Source organism: Streptomyces sp. NPDC045956 (assembly GCF_056430705.1).
Map to the genome: position 1 here is coordinate 138,650 of NZ_JBWKKZ010000010.1, position 19,207 is coordinate 157,856.

20 protein-coding genes are annotated in these 19,207 nt (G+C 73.1%); 2 read left to right on the forward strand and 18 right to left on the reverse strand.

From position 1 onward, the window contains the following. Nucleotides 1-62 precede the first annotated feature (62 nt). From AC07FV_RS25770 to AC07FV_RS25785, 4 genes are all read right to left on the reverse strand, one after another. Complete coding sequence (locus AC07FV_RS25770) at nt 63-1,616, reverse strand: alpha/beta hydrolase (protein WP_479089610.1); 1,554 nt, start codon at nt 1,614-1,616, stop codon at nt 63-65. Between the two features lie 217 nt (nt 1,617-1,833). Continuing rightward, on the reverse strand, nt 1,834-2,502 hold the full coding sequence (locus tag AC07FV_RS25775; RefSeq protein WP_479089611.1) for a beta-glucanase: 669 nt from the start codon (nt 2,500-2,502) through the stop codon (nt 1,834-1,836). Nucleotides 2,503-2,663: 161 nt separating this feature from the next. Next, a complete protein-coding gene (locus AC07FV_RS25780; protein WP_479089612.1) occupies nt 2,664-3,323 on the reverse strand; it encodes an MSMEG_1061 family FMN-dependent PPOX-type flavoprotein in 660 nt (219 codons plus the stop codon). Between the two features lie 34 nt (nt 3,324-3,357). After that, nucleotides 3,358-4,422, reverse strand: a complete 1,065-nt coding sequence (locus AC07FV_RS25785) for a hypothetical protein (RefSeq protein WP_479089613.1) — start codon at nt 4,420-4,422, stop codon at nt 3,358-3,360. 168 nt (nt 4,423-4,590) lie between these two features. Between AC07FV_RS25785 and AC07FV_RS25790 the strand changes: the two genes are divergently transcribed. Both AC07FV_RS25790 and AC07FV_RS25795 read left to right on the forward strand, forming a co-directional pair. Continuing rightward, nucleotides 4,591-5,184 carry a helix-turn-helix domain-containing protein gene (locus AC07FV_RS25790; RefSeq protein ID WP_479089614.1) on the forward strand — a complete coding sequence of 198 codons (594 nt, stop codon included), beginning with the start codon at nt 4,591-4,593 and terminating at the stop codon, nt 5,182-5,184. 117 nt (nt 5,185-5,301) lie between these two features. Further along, entirely contained in the window at nt 5,302-6,216 is a 915-nt protein-coding gene (locus AC07FV_RS25795) for a class I SAM-dependent methyltransferase (RefSeq protein WP_479089615.1), read from the forward strand. Between the two features lie 7 nt (nt 6,217-6,223). On the opposite strand, the gene AC07FV_RS25800 is transcribed toward AC07FV_RS25795, so the two are convergent. From AC07FV_RS25800 to AC07FV_RS25865, 14 genes are all read right to left on the reverse strand, one after another. Further along, nucleotides 6,224-6,526 (reverse strand): hypothetical protein, encoded by a 303-nt coding sequence (locus AC07FV_RS25800; protein ID WP_479089616.1) that lies wholly within the window; start codon nt 6,524-6,526, stop codon nt 6,224-6,226. A 29-nt stretch (nt 6,527-6,555) separates the two neighbouring features. Continuing rightward, nucleotides 6,556-6,735, reverse strand: coding sequence for a hypothetical protein (locus tag AC07FV_RS25805; RefSeq protein WP_356610359.1), 180 nt, complete (start codon nt 6,733-6,735; stop codon nt 6,556-6,558). A gap of 108 nt (nt 6,736-6,843) precedes the next feature. After that, nucleotides 6,844-8,037: an acyl-CoA dehydrogenase family protein gene (locus AC07FV_RS25810; RefSeq protein ID WP_479089617.1), complete on the reverse strand. Its 1,194-nt coding sequence runs from the start codon at nt 8,035-8,037 to the stop codon at nt 6,844-6,846. Between the two features lie 62 nt (nt 8,038-8,099). Next, the gene (locus AC07FV_RS25815; protein WP_479089618.1) at nt 8,100-9,350 is read right to left on the reverse strand and encodes a lytic transglycosylase domain-containing protein; all 1,251 of its coding nucleotides are present in this window, start codon (nt 9,348-9,350) and stop codon (nt 8,100-8,102) included. A gap of 37 nt (nt 9,351-9,387) precedes the next feature. Further along, nucleotides 9,388-10,230 (reverse strand): hypothetical protein, encoded by an 843-nt coding sequence (locus tag AC07FV_RS25820; protein WP_479089619.1) that lies wholly within the window; start codon nt 10,228-10,230, stop codon nt 9,388-9,390. A 26-nt stretch (nt 10,231-10,256) separates the two neighbouring features. Continuing rightward, entirely contained in the window at nt 10,257-10,805 is a 549-nt protein-coding gene (locus tag AC07FV_RS25825) for a hypothetical protein (protein ID WP_479089620.1), read from the reverse strand. A 26-nt stretch (nt 10,806-10,831) separates the two neighbouring features. Continuing rightward, nucleotides 10,832-11,638: a hypothetical protein gene (locus tag AC07FV_RS25830; RefSeq protein ID WP_479089621.1), complete on the reverse strand. Its 807-nt coding sequence runs from the start codon at nt 11,636-11,638 to the stop codon at nt 10,832-10,834. Then, nucleotides 11,635-12,153, reverse strand: coding sequence for a hypothetical protein (locus AC07FV_RS25835; RefSeq protein WP_479089622.1), 519 nt, complete (start codon nt 12,151-12,153; stop codon nt 11,635-11,637). The genes AC07FV_RS25830 and AC07FV_RS25835 overlap by 4 nt, the downstream gene beginning before the upstream one ends. After that, the gene (locus AC07FV_RS25840) at nt 12,150-13,439 is read right to left on the reverse strand and encodes an MCE family protein (RefSeq protein WP_479089623.1); all 1,290 of its coding nucleotides are present in this window, start codon (nt 13,437-13,439) and stop codon (nt 12,150-12,152) included. Before AC07FV_RS25840 ends, AC07FV_RS25835 begins: the two co-directional genes overlap by 4 nt. Next, nucleotides 13,436-14,668: an MCE family protein gene (locus tag AC07FV_RS25845; RefSeq protein ID WP_479089702.1), complete on the reverse strand. Its 1,233-nt coding sequence runs from the start codon at nt 14,666-14,668 to the stop codon at nt 13,436-13,438. Before AC07FV_RS25845 ends, AC07FV_RS25840 begins: the two co-directional genes overlap by 4 nt. A gap of 104 nt (nt 14,669-14,772) precedes the next feature. Beyond that, nucleotides 14,773-15,792, reverse strand: a complete 1,020-nt coding sequence (locus tag AC07FV_RS25850; protein ID WP_479089624.1) for an MCE family protein — start codon at nt 15,790-15,792, stop codon at nt 14,773-14,775. After that, nucleotides 15,789-16,892, reverse strand: a complete 1,104-nt coding sequence (locus tag AC07FV_RS25855; protein WP_479089625.1) for an MCE family protein — start codon at nt 16,890-16,892, stop codon at nt 15,789-15,791. Before AC07FV_RS25855 ends, AC07FV_RS25850 begins: the two co-directional genes overlap by 4 nt. Next, a complete protein-coding gene (locus tag AC07FV_RS25860; protein ID WP_479089626.1) occupies nt 16,889-17,947 on the reverse strand; it encodes an MCE family protein in 1,059 nt (352 codons plus the stop codon). Before AC07FV_RS25860 ends, AC07FV_RS25855 begins: the two co-directional genes overlap by 4 nt. Next, a complete protein-coding gene (locus AC07FV_RS25865) occupies nt 17,944-19,206 on the reverse strand; it encodes an MCE family protein (protein WP_479089627.1) in 1,263 nt (420 codons plus the stop codon). Before AC07FV_RS25865 ends, AC07FV_RS25860 begins: the two co-directional genes overlap by 4 nt. Nucleotide 19,207: the final 1 nt, after the last annotated feature.

Consider the following 19,207-nt stretch of genomic DNA (forward strand, 5'->3'; position numbering starts at 1 on the left):
AGCGCGCGGGGCGGAGTGGGGTGGGGTGGATCGTTCGGTCGTCCGGAGGGTCCGGGTGGGTGTCAGGACATGCTGCCCCGGCACACCGTCCCCGCGGCCGGGGTGCGGCCCGTGCGGAGGTAGGTGTCGACGGCCTCCGTGACGCAGCGGTTCTGCGGGTAGCTGCCGTGGCCCTCCTCCTCGGCCGTCAGAAGCACGCCGACACCGTCGCCCAGGGCGCGGGCCATGTGGCGGGCGCCGGGGTACGGGGTGGTCGGGTCGCCGGTGCCGCCGACCACCAGGACGGGGGCCGCCCCGTCGGCGTTCACCTGGGGTGTGAGGCGCTCGCCGTCGAACGGCCAGTCGTAGCAGAGGTAGACACCGGTGGACCAGGCCGCGCCGAAAACGGGCGAGGCGGCCTTGACGCGGGCCTCGTCCCGGTCGAGGCGTTCGAAGTCGGGGCGCAGGCTGGAGTCCGCGCAGGTGATCGCGGTCTGGGCGGCGGTGCTGCTGTCGGGCGGGGTCTCCGTGCGCTCGGCGGACCCGGTGTCGGACGCGCCGTTGCTCAGCGGACCGCCGTCGTTGTGGTCGATCAGCGCGGTGAGGGCCTTGGCGAGCGGTGGCCAGCCGTCCGTGCCCAGGACGAGGTGGTCGCCGACGCTGTGCGCGAGGTCGTCGGCGTCCAGGTGGTTTCCGTCGCCGGTCGGGGCGGGCTTCTTCTCCAGGCGGTCGGCCAGGTCCCCCATGCGTCGTGCGGCCTCTTCGGGCCCGTCGCCGGTCGGGCAGTGGCGGATCCGGGTCGCGCAGTGCGCGGCGAACCGGTCGAACGCCGCCTGGACCGCCTTGACCTGCGACACCTGTTCCTCGCTGAGGTCCTCGGTCGGATCGACGGGCGCTTCGAGGACGAACCGCCCGACGTGCGAGGGGTACAGGTGGGCGTAGGCCGCACCGAGCGCCGTTCCGTACGAGACGCCGAAGTAGTGCAGCCGCTCGTCGCCGAGGAGGTAGCGCATCAGGTCGAGGTCGCGCGCGGTGTGGGAGGTGCCGAGGTACGGGAGGAGCGCCCCCGAGTGCTCGGCGCAGGCGTCGGCCCCGGCGAAGGCCGTGTCGTCCGCGGTCTTCCCGCAACGCACGGGGATGGTCGCGCCGACGCCGCGCGGGTCGAAGGAGACCAGGTCGTAGCGGTCGAGGAGGGGCTTGTACTGGTCGATGTACTCGGGCAGGCCGTTCACTCCGGACACGCCGGGGCCGCCGAAGTTGAGGACGAGCGAGCCGATCCGCCGGGCGTTCGGGCCGGTGGCCTTGCGGCGGATCAGGGCGACGTCGATCGTCCTGCCTTCCGGTTTCCGGTAGTCGAGGGGGGTCTTCATGGTGGCGCAGTCGTAGCCCGTGCGGGCGGCCGGCGGCGAGGTGCAGCGGGACCAGCGGAGGTGCTGGCCGGTGGTGAGCGCGGTGGGCAGCCCGGCGGGCGGGTTGTTCGCGGTGAACTCCGTGCGCGGTTCCGCACTCCGGCCGGGAGGGTCGTGCTGGAGATAGGCGCCGACGGCCCCGATCACGGCGAGGACGACCACCGCGATGATCCGGGCGCCGACCGAAAGACCCGGTCGGCGACTGCGTATCGGCGTTGCGTCACTCATCGGAACCCCCGCGCTCCCGCCCCGGACGCCCGCCCCGTGCCCGCCGGCCCGTGTCCGTGATCGTCCGATCGTTCAATGAGTGCAGGGTACAAGTCGTCGTCAGCGGCTCAGCTCCCGGCTGACGCGGGCGCAGCGCGGTCACCGGTGGTCACCGGTCGGCCGGACCGGCGACGCCCCGGCCGCTCGGGCAGCCACCGGCCGTCTGCGGCGCCGGGGTTCACCCCGGGCCGTGGGCAACCGGCCGTCGTACCACCAGTCCCTCCACCTCGTAGGACAACTCGGTGGCGTCGTCCTCGGGTGGCGGGTGGTAACGGCCCGCGCAGACGGAGAGGTTCACGATGAGACTGGCGTGCCAGCGGCTTCCGACGCCGCGACCGTCGGAGTGGACGCGCCGCCCGTTCAGCGACCAGACCACGCTGTTCCGGCCGAACAGCACGGCGATGTCGATCCGGCCGCCGGGGCGTACGGCTTCGTCGCGTACGTAGGCCTGCCCCCGGCGTACGTGGTTGGTGAGTTCGAGCAGGTCGGGGTTGTCGGGGTGGTACTCGAAGACGTCCACCTCGTTGCCACCGTCCCGCCAGGTCCAGATCGCGGGCCAGGCGCCCAGGCCGACGGGGAGCCGGACCGTCGCCTCCAGGAGGTCGCCGGTGCGGACCATGAAGCCGTCGGCGCTCTCCTCCGTGGTCAGCAGCCCCGCCTCCCACAAGCCGTCCGGGCGCCGCGTGGCACGGAAGCGGCCGGTGCGGCTGTAGGCGGGGTCGGCTGTCAGGTGGTCCAGCTTGTCGTCGTCCGGATTGACGGGGCCGCCGTCGGGATAGGCCCAGGAGCGGCCGGCCACCCATTGCCGGTCACTGGTGAAGTCGGCCCTGAACACCACATCCGCCATCGGTGACCTCCTGGGGTCCGGGCGACGGAATGGTCGCACCCGCGATCGTCCCCGTATGGCATGCCGGGCATGCGCCGGGGCAGCGAAGGCGGGCCGGGTTTCACCCTGGTGAGTGACAGCCGGCCGTCGTGCGGTGCCGCAAGGCCCGACCGCGGGCTCCCCTACTCGTAGCGGTACTTCAGCGAGTCCGCCTCCGCACGCTCGATGTCGGCGATCGTCAGCTCCGGCATCCGCAGCTGGGCCAGCGTGACCTCGGCCGAGGTCGGCTGTGCGTCCGCCGGCAGCCACTGTTCCGGCTTCCACGCGTTGCTGCGCAGGAGCGACTTGGGGCAGTGCGGGTAGACCTCCTCGATCCCCAGCACCAGCGCACTGGCCGGCGGCTTGCCCACGGCGGTCAGCTGCGACAGCAGCTCCGGGCGGGTGGATACGCAGGCCCGGCCGTTGACCCTGAGCGTCGTGGTGCGCCCCGGAATGACGAACAGCAGCCCGGCCCGTCCGGTGGCGATGACGTTGTGCAGGGTGTCCAGACGCTTGTTGCCGGTCGCGTCCGGTATCGCCACCGTCCGGTCGTCCAGGACGGCGACGAACCCGGCGGGGCCGCCGCGCGGGGAGACGTCACAGTTGCCCTCGGCGTCCGTACTGGCGATCAGGACCAGGGACGAGCAGCCGATCAACCGTCTGGTCTGCTCGGTGAGTTCGTCCATCTGCTTGCGCCAGGCCACCTCCCTGGGGAGTTCGTAGACACTGCGCAACGCCTCCAGGTCGGAGACGGCGTCGAGACGGAGCGAGTCGAAAGCACTGTCGGCAAGAGGTGAGGTCATGCCCCGACCCTAAGGGGCCCGCCTGCGGGGCCCGTCAGGACCGCGACGCGCGTGCGCACTCGTCTCCGGAGGACGCGTCCTGTCCGACCGGGCCGCTGCGGTCGTACGGGTCCACCTCCGCGCCGGACACGTCCGCCTCGCGGTCCTTGCCGAAGGGCGGGGTGAAGTACCCCGTGGGGGCCCCGCAGCCGCCGTTGGTCATGTCGTACTTGTACGAGACGATCGAGAACGTGCCCGGCTCGGTGATCACCTTGTCGGGGTCGTCCCAGTTGAGGACCAGTTCGCGTCGCACGATCGTGCGTACGATCTCGTCGCCGCCCCCGTCGGCACGGGTGACCGGATAGACGAAGGTGACGTCGGCGGTCACCTGGAGCGCGCCGCGCTCGCCCTCCCGGTAGGTGAGCCCGCCCCGGGTCTTCACGACGTCACCGACCAGGCGGCTCTCGGAGGGCCGGAAGCGGCTGAACAGCAGGAGGGGGTCGTGGTCCTCGCTCGGGCTGCGGAACGCGGTCCCGAGGAAGTCCTGCACGTCCTCCTGGTGCGGGTTGATCTGTGCGATCGCCTTCGCGGGGCGCTCGCCGCGCAGTACCGCACGGTCCAGGCTGGTCCCGACGAGGAAGTCCCGGCTGCGGTCGAGCGCGCGCTCGACCTCGGTCTCGCTCATCCAGCCGACCGCCCTGGCCCCGGGCATGCTGATCCCCGCCGCTCCGCTCGCCCAACTCGCCGCCGGGGAGCCGCGGAAGGGCTCGTCCACGGTGGGGCCGTCGGTCCCGGTCGCCGAGGCCGGGGGGCCTGCGTCCCCGTCGCCGGTCACCAGGTCCGTCATCCGTTCCGGCGCGAGCGCCACGGCGAGCAGCACCAGCGAGGTCAGCAGCCCGACCACGTACCAGCCCGTACGCCGCTTGGGACGCGCGGGCGAATGGCCGCGCCAGGTCTCCGCCTCGCGGCCGGGCTCCGCACGCAGCCGCTTCGCCACGTCACGAGCCCGTGCCGACGGCTCCTTGGGCGAGTCGGCGACCCCTTCCACCGACTCGCGGAGGAACCGCTCCCACTCCTCGTCGGACCTGGACGAGCCGTCCGGCTCGGTACCCGCACCCATGCGCAAACCCCCTGGCAAGCAGCACGCGCCCCACTCCCTGGAACGCGTCCGCATCATGACACGGGCCGCTGACGGCGAGGACGGCACGGGGGCGGCGTGCGCGCGGCCGGTGTCGTGCGGGCCGTGCCGCTACCGGGATGGATGCGGGAGACGCATACTGTGCTGCCCATGACGCAAGAGGATGACGATCTGGACGGCCTCGTCCGTAAGCGGATCCGGGCGCTTCGCCTGGCGCAGGGCTGGTCCCTCGAGGAACTCGCCAGCCGCGCACGGCTCAGCCAGTCCTCGCTGAGTCGCATCGAGAACGGCGGGCGCCGCCTCGCACTGGACCAACTGGTCACGATCGCCCGCGCCCTGGACACCACGCTGGACCAGCTCGTGGAGACCGCGTCCGACGACGTGATCACCAGCCCCGTGATCGACAGCGCCCGCGGCTCGATGCGCTGGCTCGTGAAGGGAGATCCCGGCATGAGTGTGGTCCGCCAGCGCATGACCGACCCGCCCCCGCAGAGCCCGGCCCGCATGCGGGCGCACCCGGGGCGCGAATGGCTCGTCGTCCTGTCCGGCACCGCGATCCTCATGCTGGGCCAGCGCCGCTACCGCGTCGAAGCGAACCAGGCCGCCGAGTTCCCCACGATGATGCCGCACGCGATCGGCTCCGAAGGCGGACCCTGCGACATCCTGGGCATCTTCGATCGCGACGCGCGCCGCGGCCACCAGCGCGAGGACGGCGACGGCGGCCCGCGCGGCACCGGGAGGTGAGGGGGCGGACCCCCGCCACGGCAGCTTCTTGCGCGGGCGGCAGCACACACGACCGTCTTCTTGCGCAAACCGGGAGGCGTCATGCCACCTGCGCATGAGGCTCCTAGGGTGGCAGGCATGGACCGAACACAGCCGCACCCCCTCGCCCACAGCGCGCAGCAGAGGCACGCACAGCAGGGGCACCACCACGAACACGAGCACGACCATGACCACGACCACGACCACGACACAGACGATCTGGCCGAGATCCTCGATCTGGACGCCGAGGTGCTCGCCGAGCACCTCAGCTCCCTCACCGCGTGGCTGCCGCTGAGGACCGGTCCGCGGCGGATCGTCGATCTGGGCTGCGGCACGGGCACGGGCACCTTTGCCCTCCTCGACCGCTTCCCCGACGCGCACGTCGTCGCCGTCGACGCCTCGGCCGCGCTCCTCCAGCGCCTGCGGGCGAAGGCACGCGACAACGGCCTGGACGACCGCGTGAGCACCGTGCGGGCCGACCTCGACGCCCCCGAGTGGCCCGACCTCGGCTCCCCCGACCTGGTGTGGGCGTCGGCCTCCCTGCACCACCTGGCCCACCCCGACCGGGCGCTGCGCACCGTCCGCGACGCGCTCGCGCCCGGCGGACTGTTCGCCGTCGTGGAGCTGGCCGGCTTCCCCCGCTTCCTGCCCGAGGGCGCCCCCGCGGAGCGACCCGGTCTGGAGGAGCGCTGCCACGCCCTGACCGACCGTCACCAGGCCGAGCACACACCCCATCGAGGCGCCGACTGGGGACCGCTGCTGACCGCCGCCGGCTTCACGGTCGAAGCCCGACGCACCCTCGCGGTCGACATCGCGGGTTCCCGCAGCGAGGCCGTCGGCCGCTACGCCCTCGCGAGCCTGAGCCGCATCCGCCGCGCCACGGCCACCGGGCTGCACCCCGAGGACCTCGCCGCGCTCGACCGGCTCCTCGACACCGACGGTCCGCACAGCCTCCTGCGCCGCGACGACCTGGCGGTGCGCACCGAACGCACCGTCTGGGCCGCCCGCGCGTGAGTACGCCTCAGGGGGTTCCGTGCTGCGAGGCCGCCGTCATACGCGGGGCGGCATGGTGCGCGGGCCGGCGCGGGCCGGCGCTCTCCAGGCGCCGGACCCAGGTGGTGGCCGTGAGCAGCAGGCCGGTGAAGACCCCCAGGAGGAGCAGGGCCACCCACATCTGCCGGCTCCCTGGGGACTCCAGTCCCGTCCAGGCGGCCGATGCCGCCCACAGGGCGAATCCCGCCGCGTAGAAGGCCCTGATGCGGCGGAGCTGGCGGATCTGACGCGTACGGGGCGACGCTGCCCGGTGATCGTTCCTCGATGCCATGGCGGGCGTGTACCCCCGCACGCGGCTCACTACCTCCCGCGGCCCTCGAAGTCCCGGCGGACCGCCGCTGCCCGGTCCTCCGTCAGTCCGGTCTCGGCCGGGAGTTCCAGGACCCTGCCGCAGTGCTCGCACAGCTCGCCGTCCCCGGCGGGCGTGCCGCAGGCGATACAGGAGCGGATCCGGGTCTTGTCCTCGTGCTTCTCCGTCATGATCTCTTCCGGTCGTCGTGGATGCTGGTGGATACCCCTACGCGCGTACCCGGCAGGTCCTGCCGAATGCCGGGGGCCCGCCCGAAACGCCTGAACTCCTTGGGAAGGTCAGACGAAGGCGCTCTCCCCGGTGATCGCCTTCCCGACGATCAGGGTGTTCATCTCCCGGGTGCCCTCGAAGGAGTAGATGGCCTCCGCGTCGGCGAAGAAGCGGGCGACGTCGTGGTCCAGGACGATGCCGTTGCCGCCGAAGATCTCCCGGGCCCAGGCCACCACCTCCCGCATGCGGGCGGTGACGTGCGCCTTGGCCAGCGACGAGTGCTCGTCCCGGAAGACGCCGGCGTCCTGCATCCGGGCCAGCTGGAGCAGCATCCCCCAGCTGGACGTGATGTTGCCCAGGCTCTTGACCAGGAGGTCCTGCACCAGCTGGAACCCGGCGAGCGGCCGGCCGAACTGCTGCCGCTCGCCGGCGTAGCGCAGGGCGAGTTCGTAGGCGCCGATCATGACGCCCAGGGCCTGCCACGCCACCCCGCTGCGCGTGGCCCGCAGGATCTCCGCGACGTCCCGGAACGACGACACGCGTTGCAGCCGGTCGGACTCCGGCACCCGCACGCCGCTCAGGGTGACGTCCGCGTTCTGCACGATGCGCAGCGACGTCTTGTGCGCGATGGGCTCCGCGGTGAACCCGGGCGCACCGCGGCCGACGACGAACCCCTTGACCTGGTCGTCCTGGACGTCCCGGGCCCAGACGACGACGTGGTCGGCGAAGGTCGCGTTGCCTATCCAGCGCTTGGCCCCGTCGATCACCCAGGTGTCGCCCTCACGCCGTGCGGTGGTGCGCATGCCGGCCGCGATGTCGGAGCCGTCGAGCGGTTCCGTCAGCGCGAACGCCCCCACGGTCTCCATCCTGGCCATGCCGGGCAGCCAGCGCTCGCGCTGCTCCTCGTCGCCGCCCGCCTGGACGGAGTACATCGCCAGTCCGTTGTGCACGCCGAAGAACGTGGCCACCGAGGCGTCGACGCGGCTCATCTCCATCGCCATCATCCCGGTCAGCAGATGGCTGGCGGCCGGTCCCGGTTCGCCGTAGCCCTCGTACGGCAGGCCGACCAGCCCGCTCTGCGCGAAGCGGGTGATCAGCTCCATGGGGAAGGTGCCGTCGGCCCAGTGTTCGGTCACCAGGGGCCGGACCTCGTCGCGCATGAACTCCCGCGTCCTCGCCAGGACCTTGCGCTCCTCCTCGGACAGGGCGCTCTCGAAGTCGTAGAAGTCGGCGACATTCTGCTGTTCCTCGTGTGACGTCATGCGGCCCTTCTTCCACGGTTGGGCCGGGCGATGCGTGCGTCACGCCGAGGGTGCGGGTCCGTTCAGGCCGGGCAGGTGGGTTCCGGTCCCGGCGCCTCCGGGTCCGGGCCGGGAGAGGCGCCGGTGTCCGGGGAGGGGCTCGCCGAGTCCGTGGGGCAGTCCTGCGGGGTGGACGGGTCGGGGGTCGGGGTGGGTGAGTCGGTGGGGGTCGGGGTGGGCGAGGGGTCCGGTGACGGGGAGTCCGTCGGGGACGGGTCGGGAGACGGGGAGGGGGCGGGCTTCGTCGCGGACGGGGACGGCCGCGGGGAGGAGGCGGGCGGATCCGAGCGGGAAGGGGACGGCTGGGGCGTCCCGGGATCGGGGCCGATGATGATGTCGTCCCCGTCCGCGCCCCCGCTTCCGTCCTTGCCGCCGGCACCCCCGCGCTCGTCCTGGTCGACCGGCTCCGTCGCCGGAGTGTCGCCGCCGGCGCCGGGAGACCGCGGGACGACGCCCTTGCCGTCGGGGACGGCGTGCACGCCCCCGCGGTAGAAGTCCAGCCAGTGACGGACCAGTGCGAGGTAGGAACGGGAGTGGTTGTAGCTGAGGACCGCCCGGTCGAGGTCGGCGGCCCGGCGCAGGTCGCGGTTCCCGGCGCACAGGTAGTGCCCGGCGGCCAGGGCCGCGTCGAAGATGTTGTTGGGATCCGCGCGGCCGTCGCCGTTGCCGTCCGCGCCCCAGCGCGCCCACGTCGACGGCAGGAACTGCATCGGCCCCACCGCGCGGTCGTACACCGTGTCGCCGTCGTGGACTCCGCCGTCGCTGTCCAGGATCAGGGCGAAGTTGCGGCCGTCGAGGGCCGGGCCGGTGATCCGGCCGAGCGTGGTGCCGTTCCGGTCGACCGCGCCGCCGCGTGCCTGCCCGGACTCCACCTTGCCGATGGCGGCGAGCAGTTCCCAGGGCAGGGCGCATCCCGGGTCCGTCCGGCCGACGGACGTCTCCGCGGCACGGTAGGCGCGCAGCACGGTTCCCGGTATGCCGGACTCGGCCCGCATGCGGACGGCCTGGCCGGCGCGCGGCGGGACGTTCGGGGTGATCAGCGGCGGCAGTTCGGTGTGGTACGAACCGTCGTCGGGCGGGGCCGGCTCGGCGTGCGGGAGGTCCGCCACCGGGGCGGCGGAGCGGGCCTCGGAGGCCGGACGGGCGCTCTCTTCCCGGGGAAGTCCGGGGGCTTGAGAGGCGGTCAGTGCCGCCACCGCGGTCACGGCGGCGGCGGTGGCCCGCAGACCCTGCCGGGTCCGGGCGGGTACGCGGCGGTCGCGCGTTTCGGGCATGGTCTGTCACTCCCTGGTGGTGAGGCGCGTACGGGGTTCAGCGGCCGAAGGTGTCGATGCCGGAGACGAGCCACCGACCGTCGCGTCGCTGGACGTCGACGGCGAACATCGCCCCGGCATAGGTGCCGTCGTCCTCGGCCTTCTTGCCGCCCGCGGTGCTGACGCTGCTCTGGTCGGCGTAGACCAGGACGCGGGCCCGGTCTCCGTCGATGCGCTCGACCGCGCTGTCGGTGACCGTCGTGGTGATCACCGCCTTCTGCCGGTCGGCCTGGGTGCGGACGTCGCCGAACAGGTCCCGGTGCTGGGTGACGGCGCGGCCCGTCAGCCATTCCTTCGCGGCCTTGTCCAGGCCGGCGGGGTCGGCGTGGTCGTACGAGAAGAGCGCGGCGACGGCCTTGGCCGACTGCCCCTTGATCTCGCTGGTGCGGGCGGTGTCGGACAGGGCGGTGTTGCGTGCGGCCGCGGTGTCCCGGAGGGCCTCCGCCCGGGAGTGCGCCCAGCCGGCGAAGCCGCCGAGGAGCAGCGTCAGCAGGCAGAGGACGAGGAGCGCGGTGCGGTGGCGGTGCGGGGCGGACGGGCGCAGGGGCGGCGTGTCCTTCGTGTCGGGTGCGTCCTGCGCATCCGACGCGGGCGGGGCCTCCGGCGGGTCCGCGGCCCCGTTCCGGGCGGGCGGGGGCTTGCGGGTGGCCGTGCCGGGGGCACCGGCCCGCGCCGGGCGGGGCCGGTCGAGCAGGGGGCCGCGTCCGTCGACGGATTCCGCGCCGGCCGGGGCCCGGGGGGTACCGCGCTCCCGGGGCTCGTGCGTGTCCCCCGGGGGGCGCAGTGCCTCGCGGGCCTGGCGACGGCGGAGGTTGTTCAGATGGTGCCGGGTCGTCGGCATGGTGGGTCGTCCTCTCCTCCGGCCGGTCAGCCGGCCGGTGTACCGCCGACGGGGGCCTGGCCGAGGGCGCTGAGCTTCCAGTCGCCACCGGTGCGGGTCAGTTCACCGAGCATGCGGCTGTCCTTGTCGGTGCTCGCGTCGCCCGGCGCCTTCACCGTCACCCGCAGGGCGACCAGGACCCGGGCGCGGCCGGCGCGGTCGTCGAGTTCGGTCAGGGCACCGGACAGCACCCGTGCCGTGGTGACCGTCTTGGCGCCCTTCACCTGGGTGGTGAACTCCTCGCGTCCGGAGACCAGTTGCTCGTGCAGGTCGCCGGTGGTCGAGGACTCCCAGAGGTCCAGCCCCTGGTCCAGCTTGCGGTGGTCCAGGGTGTTCAGGTTCTGCACGGCCTGCTCCCCGGCCGCGAGCGCCTCGTCGCGCTGCACGGCGTAGGCCGTCGTGTCGTCGTGGGCCGTCTCGTACCAGTCCCAGCCCGTCCACGCCGCGAAGCCCCCCGCCGTCAGGGTGAGGACGAGGGCGAGGACGGTGACGGACCTCCCCCGGGTCCGGTCCTGTGATGCGGCCGCGCGCTGCACGAGTGCTCCCCTCCGCCGCTGTGGCTTCAGTGGGTTCTGATGTCGACGATCCGCCACTGGTCCTCCTCCCATCGCGCGGTGACCGTGAGTTGAGCCGCCGCGGAGGTGGTGCCGTCCTTGCCGCGGTGGGAGATCTGGTCGAGGAAGACCAGCAGTCGCGCCCGGTCGCCGTCGAGTTCGATCACTCCGGTGCGCACGGGCTGGGTGCTCAGGGTGACGCGCTGCTCGGCGAGGTCGCCGCGGATCCGTTCCATCAGGTCGGCGTACTGCCGGGCCGCCCGTCCGCCGAGGACGGTGCGTGCGGAACGCTCGGTCGCCTCGACCCCGTCCGGCGTGTACGAGAAGACGCGGGCGAGGGCGTTGCCCACGTCTCCGGCCACCCGTGTGCTCGCCGCGGTGTCGGTCAGCGCCGCGTTCTCGGCCGAGGGGGTGGACCGGAGCTGGTGCGCGCCGTAGAAGAAGCCGCAGCCGGCCAGGACGAGGGTGACGGCCCCCACCGCGGGCGCGGCCCTGCGGAGGCGGCCCCACCGAGTGCTGCGGCGTCCCGCGGGCGGCGCCCCGGGGCCGCCCTCGTCCCTTTCGGCGACCGTGCCGTCCCCGGTGTCGTCGGCGTCTTCGGCGTCGTCGGCGCTTTTCGCGTCGTCGGCGTCCCGGTCCTGCTCGGCCGCTGTGCCGGACCGGGCCTCCGCGGCGTCCCAGTCCGACTCGGCCACCGTGTCGTCGCCGGGCCGCCCGCCCGCGTCCCCGGAAGCGGCGTCCGCCTCCCCGCGGGGTGACGGGGGTTCGCCGGCCGCGGAGTCCCGCGCCCGCCTGATGTGCAGCAGCCGTGTCATCGGCCGTCGTCCTCCTCAGCCGTCCGTGCGAGCGGTACCGCGCTCAGTGCCTTGACCTTCCACTCGCCCGCGTCCGTGCGGGCCAGGACCGCTTCCAGGCGTTTGCGGTCCGTGCTCGCCCGGGCGGCTCCGGCGGACGTGACCTCGACGCGCACCGTCGCGATGAGCTTGGCCGTGCCGGCGCGCGTGTCGAGGGCCGTGAGGGCCGCCTCGGTGACCGTGCCCCGGGCCGAGGCGCCCTTCTCCGGTCTCGTGCGGGCGAGTTCGGCGCGCAGCGGGCCGGTCGCGGCGGTGCGCCAGGCCCGGATGCCCTCCTGCGCGTGCTCCCGCGAGGAGGCGTCCAGCGTGTGGAGGACGGAGAGGCGCTCGCGTCCGTCGGCGAGCGCTTCGTCACGTTCCCGGCCGTAGGCGAGCGAGTCGTCGCCGCGTGCCTGCGCGTAGGTCCACGCGCCGGCGCCGCAGAAGGCCAGGGACAGCGCCAGGGCCGCGCCGGCGGCGATCCGGGCCCGCCTCACCGGCCGTCCTCCTCGCCCGCTCCGAGCAGCCCGGCCAGGTCCGGGGCCCCGGCTCCGCCCACGTCGGGCAGTGCGAGGGCGCCCGGCAGCGGCCCGGCGGCGGACGTGGCCTCGGACGCCGACGGTTTGGTGCTGCCGGAGGGCAGGGAGCCGGGCCTGGCGGGCTCGGGCACCGGGCCGCCCCGGGGGGCGTTGGCCGAACCGCGCACGTTGACGCCGCTGCCGGGTGGGGCGGTGCAGGAGGCACCGGTGTTGAGGGCGGGGGCCGTCCCCAGGTCCAGGCCGTTGCGGTAGCGGGTGCCGCCGTAGCCGGCGGTGCACGGCAGGGGCTTGAAGAAGGTGACGGCCAGGCCCAGCTTCATCGTTCCTCCGTCGACGGCGGTGGCGCCGGCGGAGACGGCCGCCGGGTACTTGACGAGCAGCTCCTCGATGCCGCGCTGCCGGGTGACGGCCACCTCCGAGGTGGTCAGGAGGTTGGCGAGCACCACGCCGAGGCTGGGGTCGAGGTCCCTGAGGAGTCCGCTGACCTGCGTGGCCGCTTCCGGGGTGACGGTGAGCAGGCGCCGCAGGTCCGCGTCGGAGCCCTTGAGGGTGCGGGCCAGCTCCGTCGCGCCGTCGGCGAAGCCACGGATCGCCTCCGCCTCCTCGGCCTGGGTGCGCAGCACGGTCTCGCCGTCGGTGAGCAGGCGCGTGGTGGAGGGCAGTGCCCGGTCGGCGGCCTCGACGAAGGCGCTGCCGTTGTCCAGCAGCGCCTGGAGGTCGTCGCCGTGGCCCTCGAAGGTCTTGCCGAACTCGTCGACGACCGTGCGCAGGTCCTCCAGCGGCACCGACCGGGTGAGCGCGTCGACGCTGGTGAGGACGTCGGTGACGGGTGCGGGCACCTCCGTGTCGGGCAGCTCGATGCGGGTGCCGTCCGCCAGGTAGGGGCCCGAGTCGCTCTCGGGTCGCAGGTCGATGTACTGCTCGCCGACCGCGGAGAGCCCGGCCACGACGGCGCGTGTGTCGGCGGGGATGGAGGGGGCGGACTTCTTGATGCGCAGGTGGGCGACCACGCCGTCGGCGGTGAGGTCGATCGGCCCGACCCGGCCCACCGAGACACCCCGGTAGGTCACGTCGGAGTGGGTGAACAGTCCCCCGGTGCGCGGCAGTTCCACATCCACGGTGTAGTAGTCGGCGGCTCCGACGTACCGTCCGAGGTCCGCGTACCGGATGCCCACGAAGCCGAGGACGAGGACGGCGATGACCAGGAAGGCGAGGTTCTTCAGCCGGACGGCGAGGGTGATCATCCCTGGGCACCTCCGCCCGCCGACGGGGTCGGCACGGAGGGCAGGGGCAGCGGGGCCGAGGGGGTGGGCTTCTTCCCGGCCCCGGCCCCGCTCCGGGAGCCCTTCCCGGCCGCGTCGTCCCGTCCGCTCTGCGCGGTGACGGAGGGCGTCGGCGAGGGGGAGGGGGTGCTCCCGGGCACGAGCGGCGGGATGATCCGGGTGCCGGGGGCGGCCGTCATGTTCAGGTACACGTTGAGGTAGTCGCCCTTCACCCCGTTCAGCACCTCGTCGGTGAACGGGTACGTCAGCAGCACCTCCAGGGAGTCGGGGAGGTCGGTGCCCGCGTCGGCGAGTGCCTTGAGGGTGGGCGCGATGGCTTTGAGGTCGGCGACCATGTCGTCCTTGCTCGCTTCTACGGTGGAGACGGCGACCCCGGAGAGCGTGTCCAGGGAGCGCAGCATGGTCAGCAGGGAGCCGCGCTGTTCGTGCAGGGTCTTCAGTCCGGGTGAGAGGTCGGTCAGGACGGTCCGCACGTCGTCCTTGCGGCCGGCGAGGGTGGAGGAAAGGCGGTTGACGGCGTCCAGGGCGTCGGTGATGTCTCCCCGGTGGTCGTCGAGGTTGCCCACCAGCTTCTCGACGCGTTCGAGCATCGAGCGGACCTCGCCCTCGCGGCCGCCGAGGGCCTTGTTCAGCTCCTGGGTGATGGTCTTGAGCTGGTTGACGCCGCCGCCGTTGAGGAGCAGGGACAGTGCGCCGAACACCTCCTCGACCTCGGTGTTGCGGCCGGTGCGGGCCAGCGGGATGACGGCGCCGTCGGCGAGCCGGGCGGCGGCGGGCGACGTGCCGGGGGCGCTGAGCTGTACGTACTTCTCGCCGAGCAGGCTGGACTGTTCGAGGCGGGCCGTGGCGTCGGCCGGCAGTCGTACGTCCCCGTTGATCTCCATGGTGACGCGGGCCGTCCAGGCGTCACCGTCGAGACGGATGGCGGTGACCCGGCCCACCGCGACGTCGTTGACCTTGACCGCGGCCTGCGGCACGAGGCTGAGGACGTCGCCGAGTTCGGCACTGACGGTGTACGGGTGGGAGCCGAGGTCGGCACCGCCCGGCAGGGGCAGGTCCTCGATGCCGCCGAAGTCCGGGGCGGTGACGGAGAACGCGCCGAGGGCCAGGGCGAAGCCGAGTCCGAGGGCGAGGATCCCGCCCAGTCCGGCGCCGACGGCCGTGGTGGTCGTGAGCGCTCCCCGCCTCACCGTGCCGTGGACCTCGACGCGGTCGGCCCGCTCGGTCTCCACCTGGTCCTCCCCCGGGGCCTCCACCGGGTCGGTCCCCCGCCCGCGGCGTCCCACGACGCGCTTCATCGGGTCCCCTCCCCCGAGCTCGCCGCGCCTCCGGTGACCGGCAGGGGCAACAGGGGGCCGCCCATGCTGATCTCGTTGAGGTTGGCGCGGCCGTCGAGCATGCCGGTGCCGGTGTCGTATGCGTTCACGACGTTGCCCGCGGCGAGCGGGGCGACGTCCAGGGCCTCGGCCAGGGACGCGCGCCGCCGGACGAGGGTCTCGGTGATCGGCACGAGCTTGTCGACGTTCTTCTTCAGCTCGCCCCGGTTGTCCTGGATGAAGGTCTTCACCTGGGCGAGGGCGGTCCCGAGTTCCTCCAGGGCGCCGGCCAGGTCGTCCTTGTTGTCGGCGAAGAAGCCCACGACCGTGTCCAGGCGCTCCTGGGCGGTGCGCACGTCGGTGTCCTTGTCCTTCAGCATGGTGGTGAAGGTCTGCAGGCTGCCCAGGGTGGCGAACAGGTCGTCGCTGGAGCCGTCGAGGGTCCTGGCTGCCTTGCCGAACTGCTCGATGCCGTCGCCGATGGCCTCGCCGTTGCCGTCGAGGTTGGCGGCGCCGGTCTTCAGCAGTTCGGAGAGCGCGCCGGAGGAGTTGGCGCCCTCGGGCCCGAGTGCCTCGCTGAGGTCGGTGAGGGAGGCGTAGAGCTGGTCGATCTCGACGGGGGTGCGGTTGCGCGAGGCGGGCAGCACGGCGCCGTCGGCGAGGGCCCGTCCGGAGCGGTAGGCCGGGGTGAGCTGCACGTAGCGGTCGGCCACGACGCTGGGTGCGACGACCACGGCGCGGGCCGAGGCGGGGACCCGGACCCCGTCGTCGAGGGCGAGTTCGACCCGTACCCGGGTGCCCTGGGGTTCCACTGACTCCACCTCGCCGACGCGGACGCCGAGGATGCGCAGGTCGGAGCCGGCGTAGATGCCGACGGCGCGGTCGAAGTAGGCGGTGACGCGGGTGCCGTCGTCTTCGAGGGCGCGGACCGTGGCCAGGCCGGCGGCGACCACGGCGAGGGCGATCGCTGCCGACAGGAGTCTTCTGCGTCTGCTCATCGCTCACCGCTCCCCGGGGCCGCCGCCTGCTGCTTCGGCGGCATGCACCCGTTCGTGGGCTGGGACTGTGCGGGCAGGTAGTCGCGGGGCACGACCCCGCAGAGGTAGCTGTCGAACCAGTGGCCGTTGCCCAGGGTGTTGCCGACCAGGCGGTAGTAGGGGCCGACCAGGGCGAGCGTCCGGTCCAGCTGCGTGCCGTTCTTCTCCAGGACGGTCGTGACCCGGCCGAGCGCCTTGAGGGTGGGCTCCAGTTGCTTGTCGTTGTCCTCGACCAGGCCACCGAGTTCGGTGCCCAGGTCGCGGCTGCCGGTAAGGAGGGCGTCGATGGCGTCCCGGCGGTCGCGCAGTTCGCCGAGGAGCGGTCCCGCGTCCTCGATGAGGGTCTCGAAGCTCGACTTCCTGGTCTCCAGCGTCTTGGTGAACCGGGCGCTGCCCTTGAGCAGTTCGGAGAGTTCGCGGTCGCGCTTGGACACGGACTTCGACAGGTCGGACAGGCCGGTGGCCGCCTTGCGGACGTGCGGCGGCGACTTCTCGAAGGTCTTGGAGATGGTCTCGAAGCTCTCGGCGAGCCGCTGGGTGTCGATGGCGTCGACGGTGCCGCTGAGGTCCTGGAACGCCTGGGTGACGTCGTACGGGGAGGTGGTGCGGGTCCGTGGGATGCGGGCGCCGGGGTCCTGCCGGCCGGAGCCGAGGGGGTCGAGGGCCAGGTACTTGTCGCCGAGCAGCGTCTTGATGGCGATGGCGGCGGTGGTGCGGTCGCCGATCCAGGCGTCCTCGACCTCGAAGGTCACCTTCACCCGGTCGCCGTCGAGGGCGACGGAGGTGACCTCGCCGACCTTGACCCCGGCGACGCGCACCTCGTCGCCGTCGTCGAGGCCGGCCGCCTCGGTGAAGTCGGCGGTGTAGGTGGTGCCGCCGCCGGTCAGGGAGAGCCGGTCGGCGTTGTAGGCGAGGACGGTGAGCAGCGCCAGCAGCAGCAGACCGACGAGGGCCACGGCGACGGGGTTGCGGTCCTTGACCGGCTTCAGGCGGGGTGCGCGGGGGCGGCGGGGCGTGGCCCAGCTCCCGGCGCCGCGGTCGGGGCGCGTCAGGGTGCTCATGCGCCGCACCTCGCTTCGGTGACCGCGATGCCGGTCGGCGCGTCCTCGCCGGTGGAGGTGGTCACGGGGCCCACACGCGCCTCGCACAGGTAGAGGTTGAACCAGGAGCCGTACGAGGACAGGCGGCCGAGCGCGGTCATCTTGGCGGGGGTCCGGGCAAGGAAGTCCTCGATCTGCGGGGTGGCGTCGCCGAGGTTGCCGGAGAGCCGGCCCAGTTCGCGGATGTCCTGCTTGAGCGGTGCCCGCCCCTCTTCGAGGAGGTCGGCGGTGACGGTGGTCAGGTCGCCCATGGCCGCGACGGCCTTGCCCAGCGGTTTGCGGTCCCCGTTGAAACCGCTGACGAGTTTCTGGAGGGTGTCCACGAGGTCGTCGAAGTCGGCCTCGCGGTCGTTGAGGGTGGTCAGGACCGTGTTGAGGTTCTTCACCACCTCGCCGATGACCTTGTCCTTGGCGGCGACCGTCGTGCTGACGGAGCCGATGTGCCGGATGAGGCTGTCGACGGTGCCGCCCTCGCCCTGGAGGACCTGGACGATGGAGCCGGCCAGCTCGTTGACGTCCTTCGGGGACAGGCCCTCGAAGAGCGGCTTGAACCCGTTGAACAGCAGGGTCAGGTCGAGGGCGGGCGCGGTGCGGTCCAGCGGGATCGTGTCGCCGGCGTCGAGCGTCCCGGTGAGGTCGCCGCTGCCCCGGTCGAGGGCGATGTAGCGCTGCCCGACCATGTTGAGGTACTTCACCGCGGCGGTCGTCGAGCGGGGCAGCGTGCGGTCGTCGCGGACGCTGAAGGTGACCTGGGCGGTCCGCCGGTCGACGACGCGGACGTCGGTGACCTCGCCGACCTCGACGCCCGAGATGCGCACGCTGTCGCCGTCGGTGACGCCGGTGGCGTCGGTGAACAGCGCTCGGTAGGAGAGGCTGTCGTCGTCGACGCCGGTGCCGGAGACGCTCAGTCCGAGGACGGTCGTGGCGAGCGCGGTGACGACGAGGAAGGCGAGGGACTTCAGCAGCGGTCCGGTCAGGGGGCGGCGCCGGGTCGGGGCGGAGCGGGTGGACGTCATCGCAGGGTCACCTCCGTGCCACGCAGCGCCGGGCCCGCCAGGAGGCTGCTCCACTCGGGGAGGTCCGCGGGGGCCTTGCCGGTGGCGGGCGCGAGGAGTTCGTTGACGAGGTCGTTCTCCTGCGGGGAGTTGGCGGGGCCGAGGTCCTGGCCGGCCGACGCGGGCACCTGTGCCGCGGGCTTCGCGGAGACCCCCAGGTAGGGCACGGGGTAGCAGCGGGGGCCGCCGCCGGCGTCGTAGGAGGGGGTGTCGCTGCCGGGCCGGTAGGCGCCGCGGGAGGTCACGGTGGTGACGTCGACCCGCAGGCCGGGCCGGTCGGTGCCCTTGCCGAGGGCCTCGTCCATGGCCGGGACGAAGTCGGCGAGGGTGCGCAGGGTGCAGGGGAAGGCGGAGGAGTACTCGGCGAGGAGTTCCAGGGTCGGCCGGGAGGACGCGGAGAGCCGGATGATGTTGTCCCGGTTCTGCCGGAGGAAGGCGGTGACGTCCTCGGCCGTGCCGGTGGTGGCACCGAGGGTGCCGGCCAGCTCGCTCTCCTTCTCGGCCAGGGTGCCGCTGGTGGTGGTGAAGTCGGTGAGGGCCGTGATGATGTCGGGCGCGGAGTCGGCGTACACGTGACTGACCTTCACCAGCTCTTTCAGGTCGCGGTTGAGGGTGGGCAGCTGGGGGTTGAACTCCCGCAGGTGGGAGTCGAGGAGGCTGAGGGTCTCCCCGAGCCGGTCGCCCCGTCCCTCGAGTGCCTGGGAGACGGCGGAGAGGGTGGCCGAGAGCTTCTGCGGCTGGACCGCGGTGAGCATGGGCAGGACGTCGTCCAGTACCTGCTGGAGTTCCACGGCGCTCTCCGAGCGGTCCTGCGGGATGACGGCGCCGGCGGCCAGCGGCTGCGCGGAGGGCGCGGCGGGGGGCACCAGGGCGACGAAGCGCTCGCCGAAGAGGGTGGTGGGCAGCATCTGGGCGCGCACGTCGGCCGGGATGTCGTCGAGGGCGCCGGGTCGCAGGGCGAGGGTGAGCCGGGCGCCGTCGTCGGTGGCGTCGATCTCGCGGACCTCGCCGACGACGACGCCGCGCAGCTTCACCTCGGCGCCCAGGTGCATCTCGTTGCCGACGCTCGCGGCCTCCACCACCACCGGGTCGGAGTCCGTGAACTTCTTCTGGTAGACGGCGATGGCGAGCCACACCAGCAGGGCGGGGACCACGAGGAACACCACGCCCGCGAGGCGGCGGCGCGCGGTCGCGCCCCGTGCCGTGTTCACTGCGGTCATC